This window comes from Pedococcus bigeumensis (assembly GCF_039531795.1).
In the GTDB taxonomy this organism is placed as follows: Bacteria; Actinomycetota; Actinomycetes; order Actinomycetales; family Dermatophilaceae; genus Pedococcus; species Pedococcus bigeumensis.
Genome location: NZ_BAAAQS010000002.1, coordinates 1 through 19410, shown reverse-complemented (window position 1 = coordinate 19410; position 19410 = coordinate 1). Strand labels below are relative to the sequence as shown.

The 19410-nt window shown below is 71.2% G+C and carries 18 protein-coding genes; 12 read left to right on the top strand and 6 right to left on the bottom strand.

The annotated features are described in order from the left end of the window. Positions 1–121: 121 nt before the first annotated feature. Positions 122–871, top strand: a complete 750-nt coding sequence (locus tag ABD262_RS09440) for an aggregation-promoting factor C-terminal-like domain-containing protein (RefSeq protein WP_344134707.1) — start codon at positions 122–124, stop codon at positions 869–871. A 95-nt stretch (positions 872–966) separates the two neighbouring features. Here the strand turns inward: ABD262_RS09440 and ABD262_RS09435 are convergent, their stop codons facing one another. Both ABD262_RS09435 and coaA read right to left on the bottom strand, forming a co-directional pair. Then, positions 967–2391, bottom strand: a complete 1425-nt coding sequence (locus ABD262_RS09435) for a class II fumarate hydratase (protein WP_344134704.1) — start codon at positions 2389–2391, stop codon at positions 967–969. Positions 2392–2473: 82 nt separating this feature from the next. Continuing rightward, the gene (coaA, locus tag ABD262_RS09430; RefSeq protein ID WP_344134701.1) at positions 2474–3445 is read right to left on the bottom strand and encodes a type I pantothenate kinase; all 972 of its coding nucleotides are present in this window, start codon (positions 3443–3445) and stop codon (positions 2474–2476) included. A gap of 67 nt (positions 3446–3512) precedes the next feature. On the opposite strand from coaA, the gene glmS reads away from it, so the two are divergent. The 9 genes from glmS to tsaD are packed head-to-tail and all read left to right on the top strand — an operon-like array spanning position 3513 to position 12233. Continuing rightward, the gene (glmS, locus tag ABD262_RS09425) at positions 3513–5372 is read left to right on the top strand and encodes a glutamine--fructose-6-phosphate transaminase (isomerizing) (protein ID WP_344134698.1); all 1860 of its coding nucleotides are present in this window, start codon (positions 3513–3515) and stop codon (positions 5370–5372) included. A 13-nt stretch (positions 5373–5385) separates the two neighbouring features. Further along, positions 5386–5736, top strand: coding sequence for a holo-ACP synthase (locus ABD262_RS09420; protein ID WP_344134695.1), 351 nt, complete (start codon positions 5386–5388; stop codon positions 5734–5736). A 3-nt stretch (positions 5737–5739) separates the two neighbouring features. Continuing rightward, on the top strand, positions 5740–7197 hold the full coding sequence (locus tag ABD262_RS09415) for a bifunctional ADP-dependent NAD(P)H-hydrate dehydratase/NAD(P)H-hydrate epimerase (protein WP_344134692.1): 1458 nt from the start codon (positions 5740–5742) through the stop codon (positions 7195–7197). A 29-nt stretch (positions 7198–7226) separates the two neighbouring features. Next, entirely contained in the window at positions 7227–8405 is a 1179-nt protein-coding gene (gene alr, locus ABD262_RS09410) for an alanine racemase (protein ID WP_344134689.1), read from the top strand. After that, on the top strand, positions 8402–9574 hold the full coding sequence (locus ABD262_RS09405; protein WP_344134685.1) for an alpha/beta fold hydrolase: 1173 nt from the start codon (positions 8402–8404) through the stop codon (positions 9572–9574). Before alr ends, ABD262_RS09405 begins: the two co-directional genes overlap by 4 nt. Beyond that, positions 9567–10040: a tRNA (adenosine(37)-N6)-threonylcarbamoyltransferase complex ATPase subunit type 1 TsaE gene (gene tsaE, locus ABD262_RS09400; protein ID WP_344134682.1), complete on the top strand. Its 474-nt coding sequence runs from the start codon at positions 9567–9569 to the stop codon at positions 10038–10040. The genes ABD262_RS09405 and tsaE overlap by 8 nt, the downstream gene beginning before the upstream one ends. After that, a complete protein-coding gene (gene tsaB, locus ABD262_RS09395) occupies positions 10037–10711 on the top strand; it encodes a tRNA (adenosine(37)-N6)-threonylcarbamoyltransferase complex dimerization subunit type 1 TsaB (RefSeq protein ID WP_344134679.1) in 675 nt (224 codons plus the stop codon). Before tsaE ends, tsaB begins: the two co-directional genes overlap by 4 nt. After that, the gene (gene rimI / locus ABD262_RS09390; protein WP_344134676.1) at positions 10708–11172 is read left to right on the top strand and encodes a ribosomal protein S18-alanine N-acetyltransferase; all 465 of its coding nucleotides are present in this window, start codon (positions 10708–10710) and stop codon (positions 11170–11172) included. The genes tsaB and rimI overlap by 4 nt, the downstream gene beginning before the upstream one ends. A 32-nt stretch (positions 11173–11204) precedes the next feature. Then, complete coding sequence (gene tsaD, locus ABD262_RS09385) at positions 11205–12233, top strand: tRNA (adenosine(37)-N6)-threonylcarbamoyltransferase complex transferase subunit TsaD (RefSeq protein WP_344134673.1); 1029 nt, start codon at positions 11205–11207, stop codon at positions 12231–12233. A 129-nt stretch (positions 12234–12362) separates the two neighbouring features. On the opposite strand, the gene ABD262_RS09380 is transcribed toward tsaD, so the two are convergent. The 3 genes from ABD262_RS09380 to ABD262_RS09370 are packed head-to-tail and all read right to left on the bottom strand — an operon-like array spanning position 12363 to position 14722. Continuing rightward, a complete protein-coding gene (locus ABD262_RS09380) occupies positions 12363–13010 on the bottom strand; it encodes a response regulator (protein WP_344134670.1) in 648 nt (215 codons plus the stop codon). Then, positions 13007–14146, bottom strand: a complete 1140-nt coding sequence (locus tag ABD262_RS09375; protein ID WP_344134667.1) for an ATP-binding protein — start codon at positions 14144–14146, stop codon at positions 13007–13009. Before ABD262_RS09375 ends, ABD262_RS09380 begins: the two co-directional genes overlap by 4 nt. Before the next feature lie 3 nt (positions 14147–14149). Further along, complete coding sequence (locus ABD262_RS09370; RefSeq protein ID WP_344134665.1) at positions 14150–14722, bottom strand: DUF6326 family protein; 573 nt, start codon at positions 14720–14722, stop codon at positions 14150–14152. Positions 14723–15251: 529 nt separating this feature from the next. On the opposite strand from ABD262_RS09370, the gene ABD262_RS09365 reads away from it, so the two are divergent. Beyond that, positions 15252–16067 carry an alpha/beta fold hydrolase gene (locus ABD262_RS09365; RefSeq protein WP_344134662.1) on the top strand — a complete coding sequence of 272 codons (816 nt, stop codon included), beginning with the start codon at positions 15252–15254 and terminating at the stop codon, positions 16065–16067. Between the two features lie 67 nt (positions 16068–16134). Here the strand turns inward: ABD262_RS09365 and ABD262_RS09360 are convergent, their stop codons facing one another. Then, the gene (locus ABD262_RS09360) at positions 16135–17163 is read right to left on the bottom strand and encodes a hypothetical protein (RefSeq protein ID WP_344134659.1); all 1029 of its coding nucleotides are present in this window, start codon (positions 17161–17163) and stop codon (positions 16135–16137) included. Between the two features lie 747 nt (positions 17164–17910). Here ABD262_RS09360 and ABD262_RS09355 point away from each other — a divergent pair. Further along, positions 17911–19089, top strand: a complete 1179-nt coding sequence (locus ABD262_RS09355; protein WP_344134656.1) for a serine hydrolase domain-containing protein — start codon at positions 17911–17913, stop codon at positions 19087–19089. The last annotated feature ends 321 nt before the right edge of the window (positions 19090–19410 follow it).

Sequence of the window (19410 nt, the reverse complement as noted above, 5' to 3'; positions counted from 1 at the left end):
CTGTTCTGTTGGGCTGTTTTCGAGCCTGTTGGGCGACTTCGGCGAGATACACCCAAATACACCCCCCGGCACCGATTGAGGCCACCACACGCGAGGTGGCCTTTCCTTTGGAGGAACCCGTATGAGTCAGCCCTACCAGGGACGGCACCGCCATGCGTCGTCCCACGGCAGGAAAGCCTCTCGCTCCTCCGGTCTGACCAAGGCGATCCGTCGCCCCGCTGTCACCTCCAGCGTGCTCCTCGCGGTCATCGCGACCACCGCCGCCGGCTACCAGGCCGCCGACCAGCGGCAGACCGGCGCCGCCGCCTTCACGGTGAGCACCGAGGCGATCGCCCAGGCGAACGAGCTCGCGGACGCCCAGATCGAGGACACCGCTCGTCTGGCCGCCGACCGCAACAACACCAACGCCAGCATCGCCGCCGCGCAGGAGAAGGACCGCGTCGCTGCCGTCGCCGCGGCCCAGGCCGCCGCCAAGGCCCGCCGTGAGGCTGCGCAGAAGGTCGCCCGCGAGAAGGCCCGCAAGGCCCTGGCCGCCAAGAAGCAGGCCATCCTGGCCAACGCCCAGGCCGACCCGCGCGCCGCCGCCCAGGCGCTGCTGCCCGAGTTCGGGTTCGGCGAGGGCCAGTGGAGCTGCCTCGACAACCTCTGGATGGGCGAGAGCGGCTGGCGCTACACGGCCGAGAACTCCTCCTCCGGCGCCTACGGCATCCCGCAGTCGCTACCCGGCTCGAAGATGGCCACGGTCGCCTCCGACTGGCGCACCAACCCGGTGACGCAGATCCGCTGGGGCCTGCAGTACATCCGGAGCTCCTACGGCACCCCGTGCGGCGCCTGGAGCGCGTGGCAGAGCCGCTCCCCGCACTGGTACTGAGCCCCACCACCTTCGTCAACAGACTGCCGCGTGCGCGCCCCTGACGGGGGCGCGCACGCGGCAGTCTGCTGATGTGGTGCGCGCGCGCCGTGGGGTCAGCGGGGCGGGCGGGTCATCGCCAGCACGTCGAGCGCCTCGTCGAGCTGCTGCTCGGTGAGCTCGCCGCTGGCGACGTGCCCACGCTCGATGACGACCTCGCGGATCGGGCGACGCTCCTTGATCGACTGCTTCGCCACGGCCGCTGCCGCCTCGTAGCCGATGTAGCGGTTGAGCGGCGTGACGATCGACGGCGACCCCTCGGCCAGCTCCCGGGACCGCTCGGCGTCGGCCTCGATGCCGGCCACGCACCGGTCGGCCAGCAGCCGGGTGGCCGTCGACAGCAGCGTCGCCGACTCGAGGATGTTGCGGGCCATCACGGGCAGCATCACGTTGAGCTCGAACGCGCCTGACGCCCCGGCCACCGTGATGGCCGTGTCGTTGCCGATCACCTGGGCGCAGACCATGAGGGTGGCCTCGGGCAGGACCGGGTTCACCTTGCCGGGCATGATGCTCGACCCGGGCTGGAGGTCGGGCAGGTGGATCTCGCCCAGCCCCGACCGGGGCCCGGACGACATCCAGCGCAGGTCGTTGCAGATCTTCGTGAGGCTCACGGCCACGACCTTGATGGCCCCGCTGAGCTCGACGACCGCGTCCTGGGCGGACTGCGCCTCGAAGTGGTCGGCCGCCTCGCGGAAGCCCACCCCGGTGCGGGTGCTCACGCGGTCGATGACGGCTGCCGCGAAGCCGGGGGCGGCGTTGAGGCCAGTGCCTGCTGCCGTCCCGCCGAGTGGCAGCTCCGCCGTGGCCCGGGCGGCGGCCAGCACCCGCTCGGCCCCGAGCTCCACCTGCCGCGCGTAACCGCCGAACTCCTGGCCCAGCGTCACGGGCACGGCATCCATGAGGTGGGTGCGCCCCGCCTTGACGACGTCGACGAACTCGGTCTCCTTGGCGCGCAGGGCCTCGGCGAGGTGGAGCAGGCTCGGCGCCAGGTCTCGGTGCACGGCGAGGGTGGCGGCGATCCGCAGCGCGCTGGGGAAGGTGTCGTTGCTCGACTGGCCGGCGTTCACGTGGTCGTTGGGGTGGACGGCCTGGTGGGTCGCGAGGTGGGCGATCCGAGCGACCACCTCGTTGACGTTCATGTTGGTCGAGGTCCCCGAGCCGGTCTGGAAGACGTCGATCGGGAACTGGTCGTCGTGGCGGCCCTCGGCGACCTCGGTCGCAGCGGCGGCCACGGCGGCGGCCATCGCCTCCTGCAACACGCCAAGCTCGGCGTTCACCTCGGCGGCGGCCGCCTTGAGCAGGGCCAGGGCGTGCACGACGCCGACCGGCACCGGCTGGCCGGAGATCGGGAAGTTCTCGACGGCCCGGGCGGTCTGGGCGCCCCAGAGGGCGTCGACCGGCACCTCCACGTCTCCCATCGAGTCGTGCTCGGTGCGGGTGGCTGGGACGGTCGGGTGCTCGCGGTCGGAAGCAGACGGCATACGCCCATCATGCGCTGTTCCCACCCGCAAAGGGGTGACAGGCGGGGTATGCCGCGTGGCCGGCCAGGCGGCCCGCGCCCGGTCAGAGCTTGCGGAGCCTGATCCGTCTGACGCTGTGGTCCTTGCCCTTCGCGAGCACCAGGGTGGCCCTGCTGCGGGTGGGCAGGACGTTCTCACGCAGGTTGACCTCGTTGATCTCGCGCCAGATCCGGGCGGCCGTCTCGCGGGCCTCCTCGTCGGACAGCACCGCATAGCGGTGGAAGTAGGAGTGGGGGTCGGCGAAGGCGGTCTCGCGCAGGCGCAGGAAGCGGTCGACGTACCACTGGCGGATGTCGTCGAGGTGGGCGTCGACGTAGACCGAGAAGTCGAAGAAGTCGCTGACCGCGAGGCCGCTGCGACCGTCTTCCTGGAGCCGCGGGGCCTGGAGCACGTTGAGGCCCTCGACGATGAGCACGTCGGGCTGGCGGACCACGATCTGCTCGTCGGGGACGATGTCGTAGGTGAGGTGCGAGTAGACCGGGGCGCTCACCTCGGCCACGCCGGACTTCACCTCGGCCACGAAGCGCAGCAACGCCCGCCGGTTGTAGGACTCCGGAAAGCCCTTGCGCTGCAACAGGTTGCGGCGCTCGAGCTCGGCGTTGGGGTAGAGGAACCCGTCAGTCGTGACCAGCTCGACCTCGGGAGTGCCGGGCCACCGGGACAGCAGCTCCTTGAGCAGCCGCGCGGTGGTGGACTTGCCGACCGCCACCGAGCCGGCCACGCCGATCACGAAGGGGGTCTTGGCCGGGCTCTCGCCCAGGAAGTCGCCGGTGATGCGGTGCAGCCCGGCCGTCGCGGCCACGTAGAAGTTGAGCAGCCGGGACAGCGGGAGGTAGACCTCCTCGACCTCGGTCAGGTCGATCCGCTCGCCGAGCCCCTGGAGCCGGGCGAGATCGGCGGCGTCGAGGCTGAGCGGCTGGTTCTCCCGCAGGCGGGCCCAGGCGGCTCGGTCCAGCTCGACGTAGGGCGAGGGGAGGGCGCCGTTGCCGTTCGCGGGGTGGCTCACGGGCGCCATTCTTGCTCACGCGCCCGCTCGCCCTCTGATGCCGTCCTCGGACCGGTCGACGGTTAGGCTGCGTCCCATGTGCGGAATCGTCGGATACGTCGGCCCGAACGCCGATGGCAAAGCCCTGGACGTCGTCATGGAGGGCCTGGCCCGCCTCGAGTACCGCGGGTACGACTCCGCAGGGGTCGCGCTGGTGACCAGGGACGGTGTCGCGAGCGAGAAGCGCGCCGGCAAGCTGGTCAACCTCGAGGAGGCGCTCGACGCCCACCACCTGCCGGGGTCGACCACCGGCATCGGCCACACCCGGTGGGCCACCCACGGCGGCCCCACCGACCAGAACGCCCACCCGCACCGGGCCGGCGCGGACGGCAAGCTCGCGCTCATCCACAACGGCATCATCGAGAACTTCCACCAGCTGAAGAACGCCCTGCTGGCCGACGGTGCCTCCTTCACGAGCGAGACCGACACCGAGGTGGCTGCCCACCTCGTCGCCCGCGAGTACGAGGCGACCGGCGACCTCACCCAGGCCATGCAGAACGTCGTGAACCGCCTCGAGGGCGCGTTCACCCTGCTGGCCGTCCACGCCGACAGCCCCGGCGTGGTCGTCGGCGCCCGCCGCAACAGCCCCCTCGTGGTCGGCCTGGGCGAGGGCGAGAACTTCCTCGGCTCCGACGTCGCGGCCTTCATCGGCCACACCCGCCACGCGCTCGAGCTCGGCCAGGACCAGATCGTCACGATCACGCCCGACTCCTACACGGTCATCAACTTCGACGGCAGCCCGGCCGAGGGCAAGCACTACGAGGTGACCTGGGACGCCGCCGCGGCCGAGAAGGGCGGCTACCCGACCTTCATGGAGAAGGAGATCTACGACCAGCCGCACGCGGTCGGCGACACCCTGCTGGGTCGCACCGACGTCGACGGACGGCTGGTGCTCGACGACATGTCGATCACCGAGGACCAGCTCCGCAACGTCGACCGCATCATCATCGTGGCGTGCGGCACCGCGGCCTACGCGGGCATGGTCGCCAAGTACGCGATCGAGCACTGGACCCGGATCCCGGTCGAGGTGGCGCTGGCCCACGAGTTCCGTTACAGCGACCCGATCGCCACCGAGCGCACGCTGGTCGTCTCGATCAGCCAGTCCGGCGAGACGATGGACACGCTGATGGCCGTCAAGCACGCCCACGAGCTGGGCGCCCTCACGCTGAGCATCTGCAACACCCACGGCTCGACCATCCCGCGCGAGTCCGACGCCGTGCTCTACACGCACGCCGGCCCCGAGATCGCGGTCGCGTCGACCAAGGCGTTCCTGGCCCAGATCACGGCCTGCTACATCCTCGGCCTCTACCTCGCCCAGCTGCGCGGTGGCACCTTCGCCGACGACGCGCAGTCGGTGATGAAGGAGCTGCACGAGATCCCGGCGAAGCTCGAGGAGCTGCTCGGCCGGATGGACCGGGTCAAGGAGATCGCCCGGTTCATGGCCGACACCCGCTCGGTGCTCTTCCTCGGTCGCAACGTCGGCTACCCGGTCGCCATGGAGGGCGCGCTCAAGCTCAAGGAGCTCGCCTACATCCACGCCGAGGGGTTCGCCGCGGGCGAGCTCAAGCACGGGCCGATCGCGCTCATCGACGCCGGCCAGCCGGTCTTCATCATCGTGCCCGGCCCCGGCACCCCGCACGAGCTGCACAAGAAGGTCGTCTCCAACATCCAGGAGATCCGGGCCCGTGGCGCCCGCACGATCGTGGTGGCCGAGGACGGCGACGAGGACGTGCTGCCCTTCGCCGACGAGGTCATCCGGGTGCCTGCGACCTCCCCGCTGCTCGCCCCGCTGCTGACGGTCGTGCCGCTCCAGGTCTTCGCGCTGCACCTGTCCACGGCCAAGGGCCTCGACGTCGACCAGCCGCGCAACCTGGCCAAGAGCGTCACCGTCGAGTGACCGCGGACATCCGGTGATCGTCGGGGTCGGGATCGACGTGGTCGACGTGGAGCGCTTCGGAGAGTCCCTCGAACGGACCCCCGGCCTGCTCGAGCGCCTGTTCACCGACGAGGAGAGGTCGCTGCCGCTGAACTCCCTCGCCGCCCGGTTCGCCGCCAAGGAGGCCCTCGCCAAGGCGCTCGGCGCGCCGGTCGGGCTGCACTGGCAGGACGCCACCGTGCGCCGCGGCGACGACGGCCGCCCGCACCTCCAGATCACCGGCACGGTCGAGGCCAGGGCCGAGGCGCTGGGAGTGCACGCGATGCACATCTCCCTGTCCCACGACGCCGGGATCGCCTCGGCCGTCGTGATCGCTGAGGGCTGACCGGTGCTCCGCGCCTGGTCCGCGCAACGCGTCCGCACCGCCGAGGAGCAGGTGATGGCCGGCCTCGCCGAGGGCGAGCTGATGGCCCGAGCGGCCGAAGGCCTCGCCGAGGTGTGCCGGGCCCGCCTCCGGGAGTCAGGTGGCAGCCGGGTCGTCGTGCTCGCCGGCGCCGGCAACAACGGCGCAGACGCCTTGTATGCCGCGGTGCAGCTGTCCGCTGACGGCTTCGACTGCGTTGCGTTGCAGGGAGACTGGCCGCTGGCCATCGGTGACGCAGCCTCGTGGGGCGCTGACGGCGTGGCCGTGGTGCCACCCGAGGGCGACTGGCAGGGCGCCCTGGCGGCGGCCGACCTGGTCGTCGACGGCGTGCTGGGGATCGGTGGGCGGCCCGGCCTGCCCGAGCCGGCCCAGGCATGGGTCGACGCCATCCCCGAGACGGCCTACGTCGTCGCGGTCGACCTGCCGTCGGGCCAGGACCCGGCCGGGCGGGTGGCCGTCCAGGACGGCGTCTTCGCCGACGAGACGGTGACGTTCGGAGTGGCCAAGCCGGTGCACCTGCTGCCCGCGAGCGAGGCGGCCGTCGGCCGACTCACCATCATCGACATCGGGATCGCGCCCGACGGGCTCCCCGACGTGGAACGGCTCGACTTCGCCGACGTCTCAGCCCTGTGGCCCGTGCCGGGAGCCGGTGACGACAAGTACTCGCGCGGTGTCCTCGGGGTCGTGGCCGGCGGCGAGAGCTACACCGGAGCGGCCCTGCTGTGCTGCACCGCTGCGGTGGGGGCAGGGGTGGGCATGCTCCGCTACGTCGGCACCCCCACGCCCACCGCGCTGCTGCGTGCGGCCGTCCCCGAGGCCGTCCACGGCGAGGGCAGGGTGCAGGCCTGGGTCGTCGGGCCCGGCCTCGACACCGCGTCCCGCGCCAAGGGTGCCAAGGCCCAGCTCGACGTCGCTCGCGCCGCGCTCGCCTCCGACCTGCCGGTGCTGGTCGACGCCGGAGGCCTCGACCTGGTCGACGGACCGCGCGGCGGACCGACCCTGCTGACCCCCCACGCCGGTGAGCTGGCCCGGCTCCTGACGAGGCTGACCGGCGACGAGACCAGTCGGGAGTCCGTGCAGGGCGACCCGGTCGGCCACGCCCGGCGGGCCGCCGACCTCACCGGCGCCACCGTCCTGCTCAAGGGCGCGACCACCCTCGTCGTCCCCCCGACCGACGACGGGCGACCGGTGCGCTCGCAGAACGACGCGCCGCCCTGGCTCGCGACCGCCGGTGCGGGAGACGTGCTCGCCGGTGTCTGCGGGGCGCTGCTCGCGGGCGGGCTGGGGCCGCTCGACGCCGGCAGCCTCGGCGCCCTCGTGCACGGGGTCGCTCCCGACCTGGCCAACCCGGGTGGCCCGGTGCGCGCCCTGGCCGTGGCGCACGGCATACCGCCGGCTGTGGCCCACCTGCTCGCTCGCTGAGCGATGCGCTCGTGAAAGACTGGACGACGATGAGCACCGCCCCGAACAGCACCACCCCAGCCCCGGCCCCGCCGGGGCTGCCCGCGTGTGCGCAGGTGGACCTGTCCGCCATCAGCAGCAACGTCGCCGCGCTCAAGGAGCGGGCTGGCAGCGCCGAGGTGATGGCCGTCGTCAAGGCCGACGCCTACGGCCACGGCCTGGTGCCGAGTGCGCAGGCCGCCCTGCGCGGTGGCGCCACCTGGCTGGGCGTCGCCCAGCTGCCCGAGGCCGTCGAGCTGCGACGAGCCGGGGTGGCGGCGCCGCTCCTGTCGTGGCTGCACGTGCCGGGCCAGGACTTCGCCCAGGCCCTCGAGCTCGGCATCGACCTCGGCGTCTCGACGACGTGGTCGCTCGACCAGGTGCTCGCGGGGGCCGCCGCGACGGGACGCACTGCGCGGGTCCACCTCAAGGTCGACACCGGGCTGGGGCGCAACGGCGCGTGGGACGACGACCTCGCGACCCTGCTCACGCGGCTGGCCGCGGCACAGGCCGACGGCTCGGTCGAGGTCGTCGGGCTGTTCAGCCACTTCGCCTACGCAGACGCGCCGCAGCACCCCACGGTGCGCGCGCAGCAGGAGCGCTTCGAGGGCATCCTCGAGCAGGCGGCGCGGGCGGGTGTCGAGCCGAAGGTGCGCCACCTCGCCAACTCCGCGGCCACGCTCACCAACCCGTCGGCGCACTACGACCTGGTCCGACCGGGAGTCTCCGTCTACGGGTTGTCGCCCGTCCCCGACCTGGGGGCTCCCGAGGACTTCGGGCTGCGCGAGGCGATGCGACTGCTCTCGCGACTCTCCAGCGTCAAGGATTCACCTGCGGGACAAGGCATTTCCTACGGTCACGTCTACACCACCAAGGAGCCCACCAAGCTCGGCCTCGTGCCGATGGGTTACAGCGACGGAGTGCCGCGGCATGCGACCAACGTCGGGCCGGTGCAGGTGGGCGGTCGTCGGTATGCCGTGGCAGGCCGGGTCTGCATGGACCAGTTCGTGCTCGACCTCGGCGCGGACTCCGCGGCCGTGGCCGGCGACGAGTTGGTGCTCTTCGGCGTCGGGGCCGCTGGTGAGCCCACCGCGCAGGACTGGGCGGCGGCCATCGACACCATCAACTACGAGATCGTCACGCGAGTGGGTGCGAGGGTGTCGCGGATCTACCTCGGGGGCGAGCAGTGAGCCCCACCAACCGCAGCATCGCCGGCCTCGGCATCGGGCTCGCCGCCGCTGGGGTGGCCACCGCCGCAGGCATCGCGGCAGGACGGGTCAGCAAGGAGCGGCACGCCCGGCTCTCGGTCCTCGCGCCGGCCGGGGCCTACTCCCACACGCCCGACAAGGAGTTCGTGGTCGTCGCGGACGACGGCGTTCCCCTGCACGTGGAGATCGACGAGCCCGCCGGCGACACGTCCTCGGGTGACAAGCCGACGGTCGTCTTCTCCCACGGGTTCTGCCTCAGCCTCGAGAGCTGGGTCCTGCAGCGCAAGGCGCTGGTCCGTGACGGCTTCCGGGTGGTGACCTGGGACCAGCGCGGCCACGGTCGCTCGGGGCGGGGGAGCGAGGAGTCCTGCGACATCGACCAGCTCGGCCGCGACCTCCACCGCGTGATCGAGGAGGCCGCCCCAGACGGACAGCTCGTGCTCATCGGGCACTCGATGGGCGGCATGACGACGATGGCGCTCGCCGACCAGCACCCCGACCTGGTGCGCGACCGCGTGGTCGCCACCGCCTTCGTGGCCACCAGCGCGGGTGGCGCGCAGCTGGTGTCGCTCGGCTTCGGGCAGTACTTCGGCAAGCTCGTCGGCCGGTTCGGCCCCTCGGTGCTCGACCGGCTCTCGTCCCGCCCGGGACTGGTGCGGACGGCCCTGCGAGCCGGCCGCGACATCGAGGAGTTCCTCGTCGAGCGCTGGAGCTTCGCCTCGCCCGTGCCGCCGGCCGCGGTCCGGCTCACCGGCGACATGATCTTCGGCACCCCGCTCGACGTGATGGCCGACTTCCTGCCGACCTTCGACCAGCACGACAAGCGCGACGCGCTGGTGCACTTCCACGGCGTGGAGGTGTTGGTGCTCAACGGCGTCCACGACGTGCTGACCCCGCCCGACCACAGCGAGGAGATCGTCCGGCTCGTGCCGGGCGCCGAGCACGTGGTGATCGAGGAAGCCGGGCACATCATCATGCTGGAGCACCCCGAGGTGCTCAACGAGCAGTTCGAGGGCCTGATCGACCGGGGCATGCGAGCCGCGGCCGAGGGCGTCAAGGTCGACCGCAAGCCGCGGGTCCGGCGCACGGTCACCGACCTCGCCAAGCGGCGCAAGGTCGCCAGGGCTCGGCGCGGAGAAGGCCGTGCCTGACCTGACCAGTCCAGACCTCCCCACCGCGGAGGACACCCGGGCCTGGGGCGCCCGCTTGGGTCGCCTGCTGTCGGCCGGCGACCTCGTGGTGCTGACCGGTGGGCTCGGAGCCGGCAAGACGACCCTGACGCAGGGCCTGGCCGAGGGCGTGGGGGTGCGCGGCCCGATCACCTCACCGACCTTCGTGATCGCGCGGGTCCACCCGTCGGTGGTGGGCGGCCCGGCGCTCGTGCACGTCGACGCCTACCGCCTCGGCGGGTTCGCCGAGCTCGACGACCTCGACCTCGACGCGTCCCTGGAGGAGTCGGTGACCGTGGTCGAGTGGGGACACGGGCTCGTGGAGGACCTCGCCGACGACCGGCTCGAGGTCACCTTGGTGGGCGAGGACACCCGACGGGCCAGCGTCCAGACCCATGGCCGGCGGTGGGCCGACGCCGACCTGTCCGCACTGGAGGTCCTGGCATGAGCCGCGTCGTCCTGGCCATCGACACGTCCACGTCGGTGAGCGTCGCCGTCTCGGCCGGCCCTGACTGGGCCCTCGGCGGGTCCGATGACCCCCGCGGCCACACCGAGAGCGTCGCACCTCTCATCCACGACCTGCTGGGCAGGGCTGGAGTCACCCCGGCTGACGTCACCGACGTGGTCGTGGGCAACGGCCCGGGCCCCTTCACCGGCCTGCGGGTCGGCATCGTCAGCGGGCTGGTCTTCGCGCACGCCCGCGGGGTGCCCGTCCACGGCGTGTGCAGCCTCGACGCCCTCGCGCAGCAGGCGGTGGAGCAGGTCCGCGAGGGCGAGTTCCTGGTGGCGACCGACGCGCGGCGCAAGGAGGTCTACTGGGCCCGCTACCGGGTCGACCCCGACCGTCCCGAGCAGGACCGGGCCGTGCGGCTCACCGACCCGGCGGTCGCCCGCCCGGCGGACCTGCCCGACGAGGTCCGGTCGCTGCCCACCGCGGGTCGTGGCCCGGTGCTCTATCCCGAGCTCTTCCCGCAGCCGGTCGACGTCCTCGACGTGTCGGCCGGGGTGCTGTGCGTCGTTGCGCTGCAACGGCTCGACGCGGGGGTCGACCTGCCGGTGGAGCCGCTCTACCTGCGACGGCCCGATGCCCTCACGACGGCGGAACGGGCCAAGCCGTGACGACGACCCTGCGCGACCTGCACTGGACCGACATCGACGACGTCGTCGCGCTCGAGACGGAGCTCTTCCCCGACGACGCCTGGACGCCCGCGTCGTTGTGGGCCGAGCTGGCCGCCCGTCCCCGGCGCTCGTACGTCGTCGCGCAGGAGCCCGACGGCACGGTCGCCGGATACGGCGGGGTCGACCTCGGCGGTGAGGTCGCCGACGTCATGACCATGGCGGTGGCGCCCAGCCAACAGGGGCGTGGCCTCGGCCGCCGGCTCCTCGAGGAGCTGGTCGGTCGCGCGGTCGCCGACCACGCGGCATACCTCATGCTCGAGGTGCGGGCGGACAACGCTCCGGCGCGAAAGCTCTATGAGACAAGGGGTTTCGAGACCTTGACGGTCCGGCGACGCTACTACCAGCCGGGTGACGTGGATGCCCACGTGATGCGGCTGACCCTGCAGGAGGAGGCGTCGTGAGCGCGACACCCAGGCGCGGGGACCAACCGCTCGTGCTAGGTCTCGAGACGTCGTGCGACGAGACCGGCGTCGGGATCGTGCGTGGCGAGACGTTGCTGGTCGACGCGATCGCGAGCAGCGTCGACGAGCATGCTCGGTTTGGTGGTGTGGTGCCCGAGGTGGCCAGCCGCGCGCACCTCGAGGCCATGGTGCCGACCATCGAGCGCGCCACGCGAGAGGCCGGGGTGAAGCTCTCGGACCTCGACGCGATCGCCGTGACGTCCGGGCCCGGGCTGGCCGGCGCGCTGATGGTGGGGGTGGCGGCAGCCAAGTCGCTGGCGGTCGCCCTCGGCGTGCCCCTGTATGGCGTGAACCACCTCGCGTCGCACGTCGCCGTCGACATCGTCGAGCACGGACCGCTGCCCGAGCCGACGCTGGCGATGCTCGTCTCCGGGGGCCACTCGTCGCTGTTGCTCGTGCCCGACGTCACCGACGACATCCAGTCGCTCGGGTCGACGATCGACGACGCGGCGGGGGAGGCCTTCGACAAGGTCGCCCGGGTGCTGGGGCTGCCGTTCCCCGGCGGGCCGCACATCGACCGGATGGCCCGTGAGGGTGACCGGGTCGCCATCGACTTCCCGCGGGGACTCACGACCGGGCGTGACATGGAGCGCTACCGGTTCGACTTCTCGTTCTCCGGGCTCAAGACCGCAGTGGCGCGCTGGGTGCAGGCGCGCGAGGCGGCCGGGGAGCCCGTGCCGGTCGCCGACGTCGCCGCGTCGTTCCAGGAGGCAGTCACCGACGTGCTCACCCGCAAGGCCGTCCTGGCCTGCAAGGAGCACGGCGTGATGAACCTGCAGATCGGCGGTGGCGTCGCTGCCAACAGCCGGCTGCGGGCGATGGCGCAGGAGCGCTGTGACGCCGCGGGCATCACCCTGCGCGTGCCGCGGCCCGGGCTGTGCACCGACAACGGGGCGATGGTCGCCTCGCTCGGCGCGCAGATGGTGCTCAAGGGACGCGCGCCGTCCGAGCTCGACCTGCCCGCGGACTCGTCGATGCCGGTCACCTTGGTGCAGGCGTAGGCCGCCGCAGGCACCCTGGTGCTCGCGCCTGGCGTGAGCGCGTTTCTGCACGCCCACGCGTCCTCGCGCAAGGCGATGCCGATCTTCGGGCGCTCACCGGGCTGACGCGGCGGCATACACCTGGCCGGGTCACACGCGTCTGGTGTGGTAGGCCCAGATGGCGATCTCGACGCGGTTGCGGACCGCGAGCTTGGCCATCAACGAGGCCACGTGGCTCTTGACCGTGCTCAAGCCGATGAAGAGCTCAGCGGCGATCTCGGCATTGGTGCGGCCCCGGGCGACCAGCAGGAGCACCTCCTCCTCGCGCTCGGTGAGCGGCTCGACGGGTTGGGTCACCGGTTCCGGGGCTCGGTCGACGAAGGTCTCCAACAGCCGCCGGGTGACATTGGGGGCGACCAGTGCGTCGCCGTTGGCTGCGGCGTGGATGGCCTGGACGAGTAGTGCCGGGCCGGCGTCCTTGAGCAGGAACCCGCGAGCACCTGCACGAAGGGCGCCGAGGATGTACTCGTCGAGATCGAAGGTCGTGATGACCACGACCGCCATCGGGTCGGCAACGCCTGGCCCGGCCAGGCGCCGCGTCACCTCCACGCCATCGAGCCCCGGCATCCGGATGTCGACGAGCAGGACATCGGGACGCAGCCGGGTCGCCACGTCGAGCGCACCCGGCCCGTCAGCTGCCTCACCCACGACCTCGAGGTCGGGTTGGGCGTTCAGGATCATCACGAGCCCGGCCCTGACCAGGTCCTGGTCGTCGGCCACCACCACGCGGATGGTCACGTCGGTCCACCGGCTGGGAGCACGGCTTCGACCACCCAGCCACCCTCGCTCCCGGGTCCGGCGGAGAGGAACCCGCCGAGGAGCTGGGCACGCTCGGCCATGCCGGTCAGACCGAAGCCAGGCTCGGCCCCCTGGCCGGGATGGGTCAGCCCATCATCGGCGACACGCAGCCTGACCACGTCGCCAACGCGGCGCACGTCGATGCAGACGCGGGACGCGTTCCGCGCATGCCGGATGGCGTTGGTCAGGGCCTCCTGCGCGAGCCGGTAGATCGCGGCGTCGACCGCGCGAGGCAAGTGCGTCAAGGACCCCGCGAGCGAGACCTCGACCGCAGGGCTCGCGTCAGTGCGCGCCAGCGCTGACAGGCTCGCGACGCCCGGCTGGGGTGCGTAGGCGTCCCAGCCGTCCTCGCGGAGCACGCGCACCATGCCCCTCATCTCCGCCAAGGTGCGCGACGCCTCGGCCTCGATCGCGGCGAGGATCTCGGCCGCCCGCTTGGGCTCCGTGCCAACAACCACACCGCCGGCTTGCGCCTGCACCGCGATGGCGGAGACATGGTGGGCCACGGTGTCGTGCAGCTCGCGCGCCAAGGACAGGCGCTCCTGGTTGCGGACCTCGAGCTGGTGGCGCTGCCAGAGGTCGGCGCGGTAGCGGAACACTGCCGCGAGGGCGACGAAGAGCAGCAGGAACAGGCTCCCGCCCACGACGTCGGCCAAGCCCGCCGAGGCGACGTACATGCCCAGCAGGACGACCGCCATGACGAACAGCATCCCGATGACGACCTCTCGCCCCGATCCCCAACGCACCAGGGAGTAGAGCAGGATCAGGACGGCCATCATGGAGTAGAGGCCAAGGTCTGCGCTCCGGGTGGACAGCTGGAGGACCGAAAGCATCCCGGCGACGCCGAAGCCGACCACGCAGGCCAGCAGTGGACGACTCCGGCGCCAGAGGAGGACGGGCATCAGGGCCAGGGCGAGCGCGGTGACGAACGGCCGCCAGCTCAGGCCCGGGCGGGCGATGCCCTCCACCAGCGCGGCGGCTTCGAACACTCCGACGAGCAGCCAGTCGAGCCGACCCACTGGCGAGCGGTGGCCAGGCCGTGGCTCACGCCAGATGGAGCGCCAGGCAGCAGTCACTGCTCAAGGGTAGGGATCGGCACTCGTCGGCGCACCCGCCGAAGGAACGACCCGATCGCCAGCCATCGGGGGCGGCCCGACATGGGTCTGGCGTCCCGTCCGGACCGGCGACCGATGAGGTGCGCCGTGCTCTGGCATCGACGCCGATGGCGTGCGGGGCCAGGCCCACGCAGAGCGCAGGATGAACGCGAGGATGACCACTTCGAGCACGAGGCCGAGACCGTAGTAGTACAACCAGGACCCGCCGGCCAGGTTGAACGCCGAGTACGGGATGTAGAGGGAGGCCACCACGAGGTTGACCGTGCGGTTCGCGCGGGCGGGCAGCGTCGTGGAGAGCAGGATCATGAAGGTCGGGATCGCCACGCTCGCGAGCGCACTCACCGCGAAGGTCTGGCTGATCTGGAACTCCCAGACGACGCCCTTCAGGATGTCGTCGACAACGCCGGGCTTGTACAGGTGGAGGTAGTCGACGTAGATGTAGAGGAACATGAAGCTGGTCCACGCTGCGGCGAGCTTCGCCTGCACGGGGACCTGCGGGTCCTTCAGCGCGGTGAGCGCTGGTCTCTGGGTTGCCATGTCGTGGGTCCTTCGCGTCAGTCGGATGATCGGTGCGACCACGATGACTGAGCTCACTGGCCGGGCACATCAGCCCGCGGACTCGCGTTGACCCCCCCGAAAGAACGGATTCCCGGCCATGCTTTCGGCCCTCCAGGCGGACAGCCGTGCAGCGGTCCATGGCTCGGGCCACGCGTGACCCTGAGCACCGCGGGCCACCCGGTCGAGCTCGCTGAGCGCTACGACTTCATCACCCAGTCAACGCCCGCCCCAGACTCCTGACCAACGGCTCTCGCAGCTGGCAGCTCTCGCAACTGGCGGCTCTCAGGCTGGCGGCTCTCAGGCTGGCGGTGACGCTGGGGACGTTCGACTCTGGAGGCTGAACCGAAACCCGCATAGAGGTGAAGCCATGAGAGCACCATCGAGCAAGAGGTCAGCCGTTGCTTCGGCTGCGGTCGCGGCAGCTGCTGTCGGCGCCGCTGTTGCGGTCACGGTGCGGGCACGGGCACGGGCACGGGCACAGGCACAGCGTCAAGCGGCTACGGAGTGGGTGACCGGGACGTCGGCCAACGGGATGGAGTACGCGCGGCTCGGCGACGGGGACAAGACCCTCTTGTTCATCGGGGGCGGCCCTGGCAGCGAGATCCCGTCCGGGCTGATGGCGAAGGTGATGTCGGCCCAGCACAAGGCGTTCGTGCGCGCCGGGTACACCGTGTGGAACGTCACCCGCCGACGGAACATGCCTGCCGGGCACACCATCGCCGACATGGCGGATGACTACGCGGTGTTCATCACGCAGATGCTGGGTGGGCAGGTCGACCTGGTCGTCGGGGAGTCCTACGGGGGCATCATCGCCCAGTACCTCGCCGCCAACCACCCACCACTGGTGGGGGCAGTCGTGCTCGCGCTGTCAGCCGGAACCATCACGGAGTGGGGCAAGGACGTGGACCTCCGCTGGGCGACTGCGCGGGCGGAGGGACGTGATGACGACGCCGGGGCGGTGTTCCTGGAGTACGTGATCCCGGGCGCGCACCGTGCCGGCCTGCGCAGACGCCTCGGACCGCTCGCCGGACGCCTGTTCGCCCACTCAGCCGTCCCCGCGGGCGACCTCTTGGTCGAAGGGCAGGCCGAGGCCGCCTTCGACGGACGGGGCGTCCTGCCGAGCATCCAAGCCCCGGTCCTGATCCTCTGCGGCGACGAGGACCAGTTCTTCTCCCGTGGCAGCGTGGAGGAGACCGCTTCGCTCATCCCCGATTGCACGGTGGTCTGGTACGAGGGCATGGGACACCTGCGCGCGGCGATGAGTGGTCGTATGCCCACCGACGTCCTGGCCTGGGTAGGCACCAAGGGGCGACAACCAGCGTAGGGACGCGTCCCGCGACCCAGCCATCTCGGCTCGGACCTTGCGGAGGGGCACCGGGCGCGGGCGAGGTCTACGGCTGGCCGTGCGGCTCGCGGAGCACCGCCAGGGCTGCGAGGGATACCAGTGGATTGCTGCGTCGCCGGCCTGAGGGGCCCCAGTCGGCGTAGCTGCCGCGACTCACCACGTGGTCAGCGGTGACCGTGTTCGGCGCTTCGAGCGGGAAACCTGCGTCGGGCAGCTGCTTGCACGCCACTAGCTCCAACGCATCGGCACAGCGCGGGTCCCCGAGGCGGCCAAGGTCGGCCATCACCTGGAGTGCAAACAGCACGTCGAAGAACTGGATCGGGTAGTGGATCCGGTCGGGGCCCGGCTTGCCGGCCCAGTCGGGCACGATCAGGCTGCCGTCGGACCGGTGCCACAGCAGGCGCCGCTGCAGCACCAGGTCTGCCACCCGCTGCGCTGCTTCGAGGGCGGGCTCGTAGTCGTGGGCGCGCCCGTAGGCCCAGAGCCCGCGTGCCGGGATCAGCGACTCCTGGAACGAGGAGTGGGTGGCCCCCGGGCGCTTGTCGCAGTTCCAGCCACCGTCGGGCCATTGCCAGCCGATCAGCCGGTCCACCACCTCGCGGGTTCGTTCCTCCTCCAGGCCCAGCCGGACGGAGTACCAGATGGCGTTGCCGTCCATGGACGCGCAGTGCCGGACTCGGTCCTCCTGGCTGGGGAGAACGGCCGTGAGGGGCGGCTCGAGGAAGTGGTCCGAGAACAGCCAGTCGTGTACCCGGCGAACCAAGGGTCGAAGTAGCTCGTCGCCGGCTGGGTAGTCGATCGTGGCCAGGCAGGTCAGAGTCCAGTGAGGGCCTTGCCACTTGCGGTACGTGTGGTGCAGCGTCTTGGCGTCCTGCTCGAAGACCTTCAGCAACGCCCGAGCCGTCGAGGAGCTCCGCACGCGATCCCGCATCGATCGGGCCTTCGCTGAGTCGGGGTCCAGGCCGGCCAGCAGGCTCGCCTTGTAGGCCAGGACAGGATCGGGCGAGGCCGCCAGCTGCTCGATCAGGGCGTCCGACGCACTGCGCCGTCCCACGAGGACCTCAGGTGCGTCCACGTCTTGGATCGTAACGCTGCCCGCGCCCAGCATCGGGCCTCCCGGCAGGCACGATGGGACCTCCTAAAACGCCTACGGGCGCCGAGACTTCCCCATGTCTCCACGCGGCCGTACGCTCCTCATACGACGTTCGGGCGTGAATCCTCAGGGAGGTCACGATGGCTGCTCCTTCACCAGCAGGTCCAACGAAACTGGGCATGATGGCTCCCTTGGACCTGGACGAACATCCCACGCACCACGTGCGCGACCACTTGGAGACCCTCGGGGTGCTGGTCCTCTTCCTTGCGATCGCGGTGATTCTCAGTCGCTAGTCCTCGCTCGACTCGTTGACCGCGTTCACCTGTGGGCGGAGGATGGTCATCAGAAGCCACGCGGTTCTGGTGGTATCGCCGAGCCCGGAAGGGGGCGCAGGAGATGGCCTCACGCAAACCATTCCTGTGCCGGACGAACCTGCACCACCGGTGGGAGCTGGCAAAGACCAGCGACGGCAACGCGTACGTCAGGTGCGCTCGATGCCTCAAGGAGCGGTGGAGCAGCCCTGGCGGTGACGGGACAACGGCCGCAACCGTGGTCACCAACTACGGCAGCAACCACTGAGACGGTCGCTCCAACGGTTGTGAACGGATCACGCAGTGCGGTGCGCGACTTCCGCGTCCGGCTGGCGGCGGCATACCGCGGCTCCTGACCGGCCCCCGCGCGCAGGTTGAGGAAGGCCGCGACCTTCGGCACGCGCACTAGGTTTGGTCCATGGTCGGTGATGATCAGCCAGGAGTCGCAGAGGGTTTCGGCGCGGTCGCTGACGCCTTCCACCGAAACTTCGTCGACCCCGGCGAGGACGCTGCGGCGGTGACCGTCTTCCACCGGGGCGAGAAGGTCGTGGACCTCTGGGCAGGAACCGACGTGGTGAATCGCCGGCCGATGCCACCGGACGGCCTGATGATGGTCGCGTCGTGCAGCAAGGGCATCACCGCCACGGTCCTGGCCATGCTGGTGGAGCGAGGGGCTCTCGACCCCGAGGAGCGGGTGGCCGCGTACTGGCCGGAGTTCGCAGCCGGCGGCAAGCAGGACGTCACCGTCGCCATGGTGGCTGCGCACACCGCGGGCCTTCCCTACCCGCCGTTGGGGACCGGACTGACTGGCCTTGACCTCCATCGAGGGGAGGCCGTCACCGCAGCGCTGGCCGGCGCCACCCCACTGTGGGAGCCGGGCAAGGCGATGGCGTACCACCCGGTCACCTACGGGACACTGCTGGACGAGATCGTGCGCCGGGCCACCGGGACGACCATTGCGCACCATGTCCGGAGCTGGATCGCCGAGCCGCTGAAGGTCGACATGTGGATGGGCCTGCCGGACGAGCTCATACCGCGGGTCGTGCCCGGGCGGTGGGAGGAGACCAGTCCCATGGAGCCGACCACGGAGGGCGACCACGAACCGGGATCGTATGCCGCGCTGCGGCAGGCGTTCCTCGCAGAGAACCCGCCGATGGATCCGGACTTCTCCGACGTGGAGCAGGTCCGCGCGCACTACCGAGCAGAACGCCCCGCGATCGGCGCGATCACGAACGCACGAGCCCTTGCGACGATGTACGCGGCCCTGCTCGGACTCGTCAACGGAGTCCGGCTGATCGATGACCGCACCCTGGGCCTGGTGACCCGGCCCCGCACCGACAACGTGGAGACCCTCATCGAGAGCGGCACTGCGGGGCCGGACATCCGCTTCGGACTCGGCTACCAGCTGGCTTCACCGAGCATGCCCGGGTTCGGGCCGACCACCTTCGGGCACACGGGGGCCGGCGGTCGGCTCGGCATCGCTGACCCCGAGCGCCAGATCGGGTTCGGGTATGTCTGCAGCCTGATGCGCAACATCGGCCCCGAAGGCGACCCACGTTGGAAGGCGCTCATCGAGGCCATCGGTTCGTGCCTCTAGGTAGCCCAATCCGCACCTGGGTGGACTACTTGGCAGGGGATCTGAACCTCCTCGTCCAGCTTGCGGCGGTTGGACGATCCGCCTGAGGCCGCAAACGGCGCTCCGAGTGCACGAACCCGGTCGGACCACCATCACGCAACGGCTCGTGATCCGCGCGAACGCGGACCAGGAGCCGTTGTGGTGACCGACGCGCGACGGCTCGCGTGGCAGTCCTGCTCACCGCGGATCGACGAAGTGCAGGCCTTCGACGAGGGTGGTGAGCTCGGTGAGCTCGGTGGGGGTGGTTGCCGGGCCGTGGGCGGCCATGATCACCAGCGGGTG

Excerpts from the sequence above, each read along its gene's own strand:
- ABD262_RS09440 (WP_344134707.1), top strand. The coding sequence starts at position 122 with ATGAGTCAGCCCTACCAGGGACGGCACCGCCATGCGTCGTCCCACGGC.
- ABD262_RS09435 (WP_344134704.1), bottom strand. The coding sequence starts at position 2,391 with ATGCCGTCTGCTTCCGACCGCGAGCACCCGACCGTCCCAGCCACCCGC.
- coaA (WP_344134701.1), bottom strand. The coding sequence starts at position 3,445 with ATGGCGCCCGTGAGCCACCCCGCGAACGGCAACGGCGCCCTCCCCTCG.
- glmS (WP_344134698.1), top strand. The coding sequence starts at position 3,513 with ATGTGCGGAATCGTCGGATACGTCGGCCCGAACGCCGATGGCAAAGCC.
- alr (WP_344134689.1), top strand. The coding sequence starts at position 7,227 with ATGAGCACCGCCCCGAACAGCACCACCCCAGCCCCGGCCCCGCCGGGG.
- tsaB (WP_344134679.1), top strand. The coding sequence starts at position 10,037 with ATGAGCCGCGTCGTCCTGGCCATCGACACGTCCACGTCGGTGAGCGTC.
- ABD262_RS09370 (WP_344134665.1), bottom strand. The coding sequence starts at position 14,722 with ATGGCAACCCAGAGACCAGCGCTCACCGCGCTGAAGGACCCGCAGGTC.
- ABD262_RS09355 (WP_344134656.1), top strand. The coding sequence starts at position 17,911 with ATGGTCGGTGATGATCAGCCAGGAGTCGCAGAGGGTTTCGGCGCGGTC.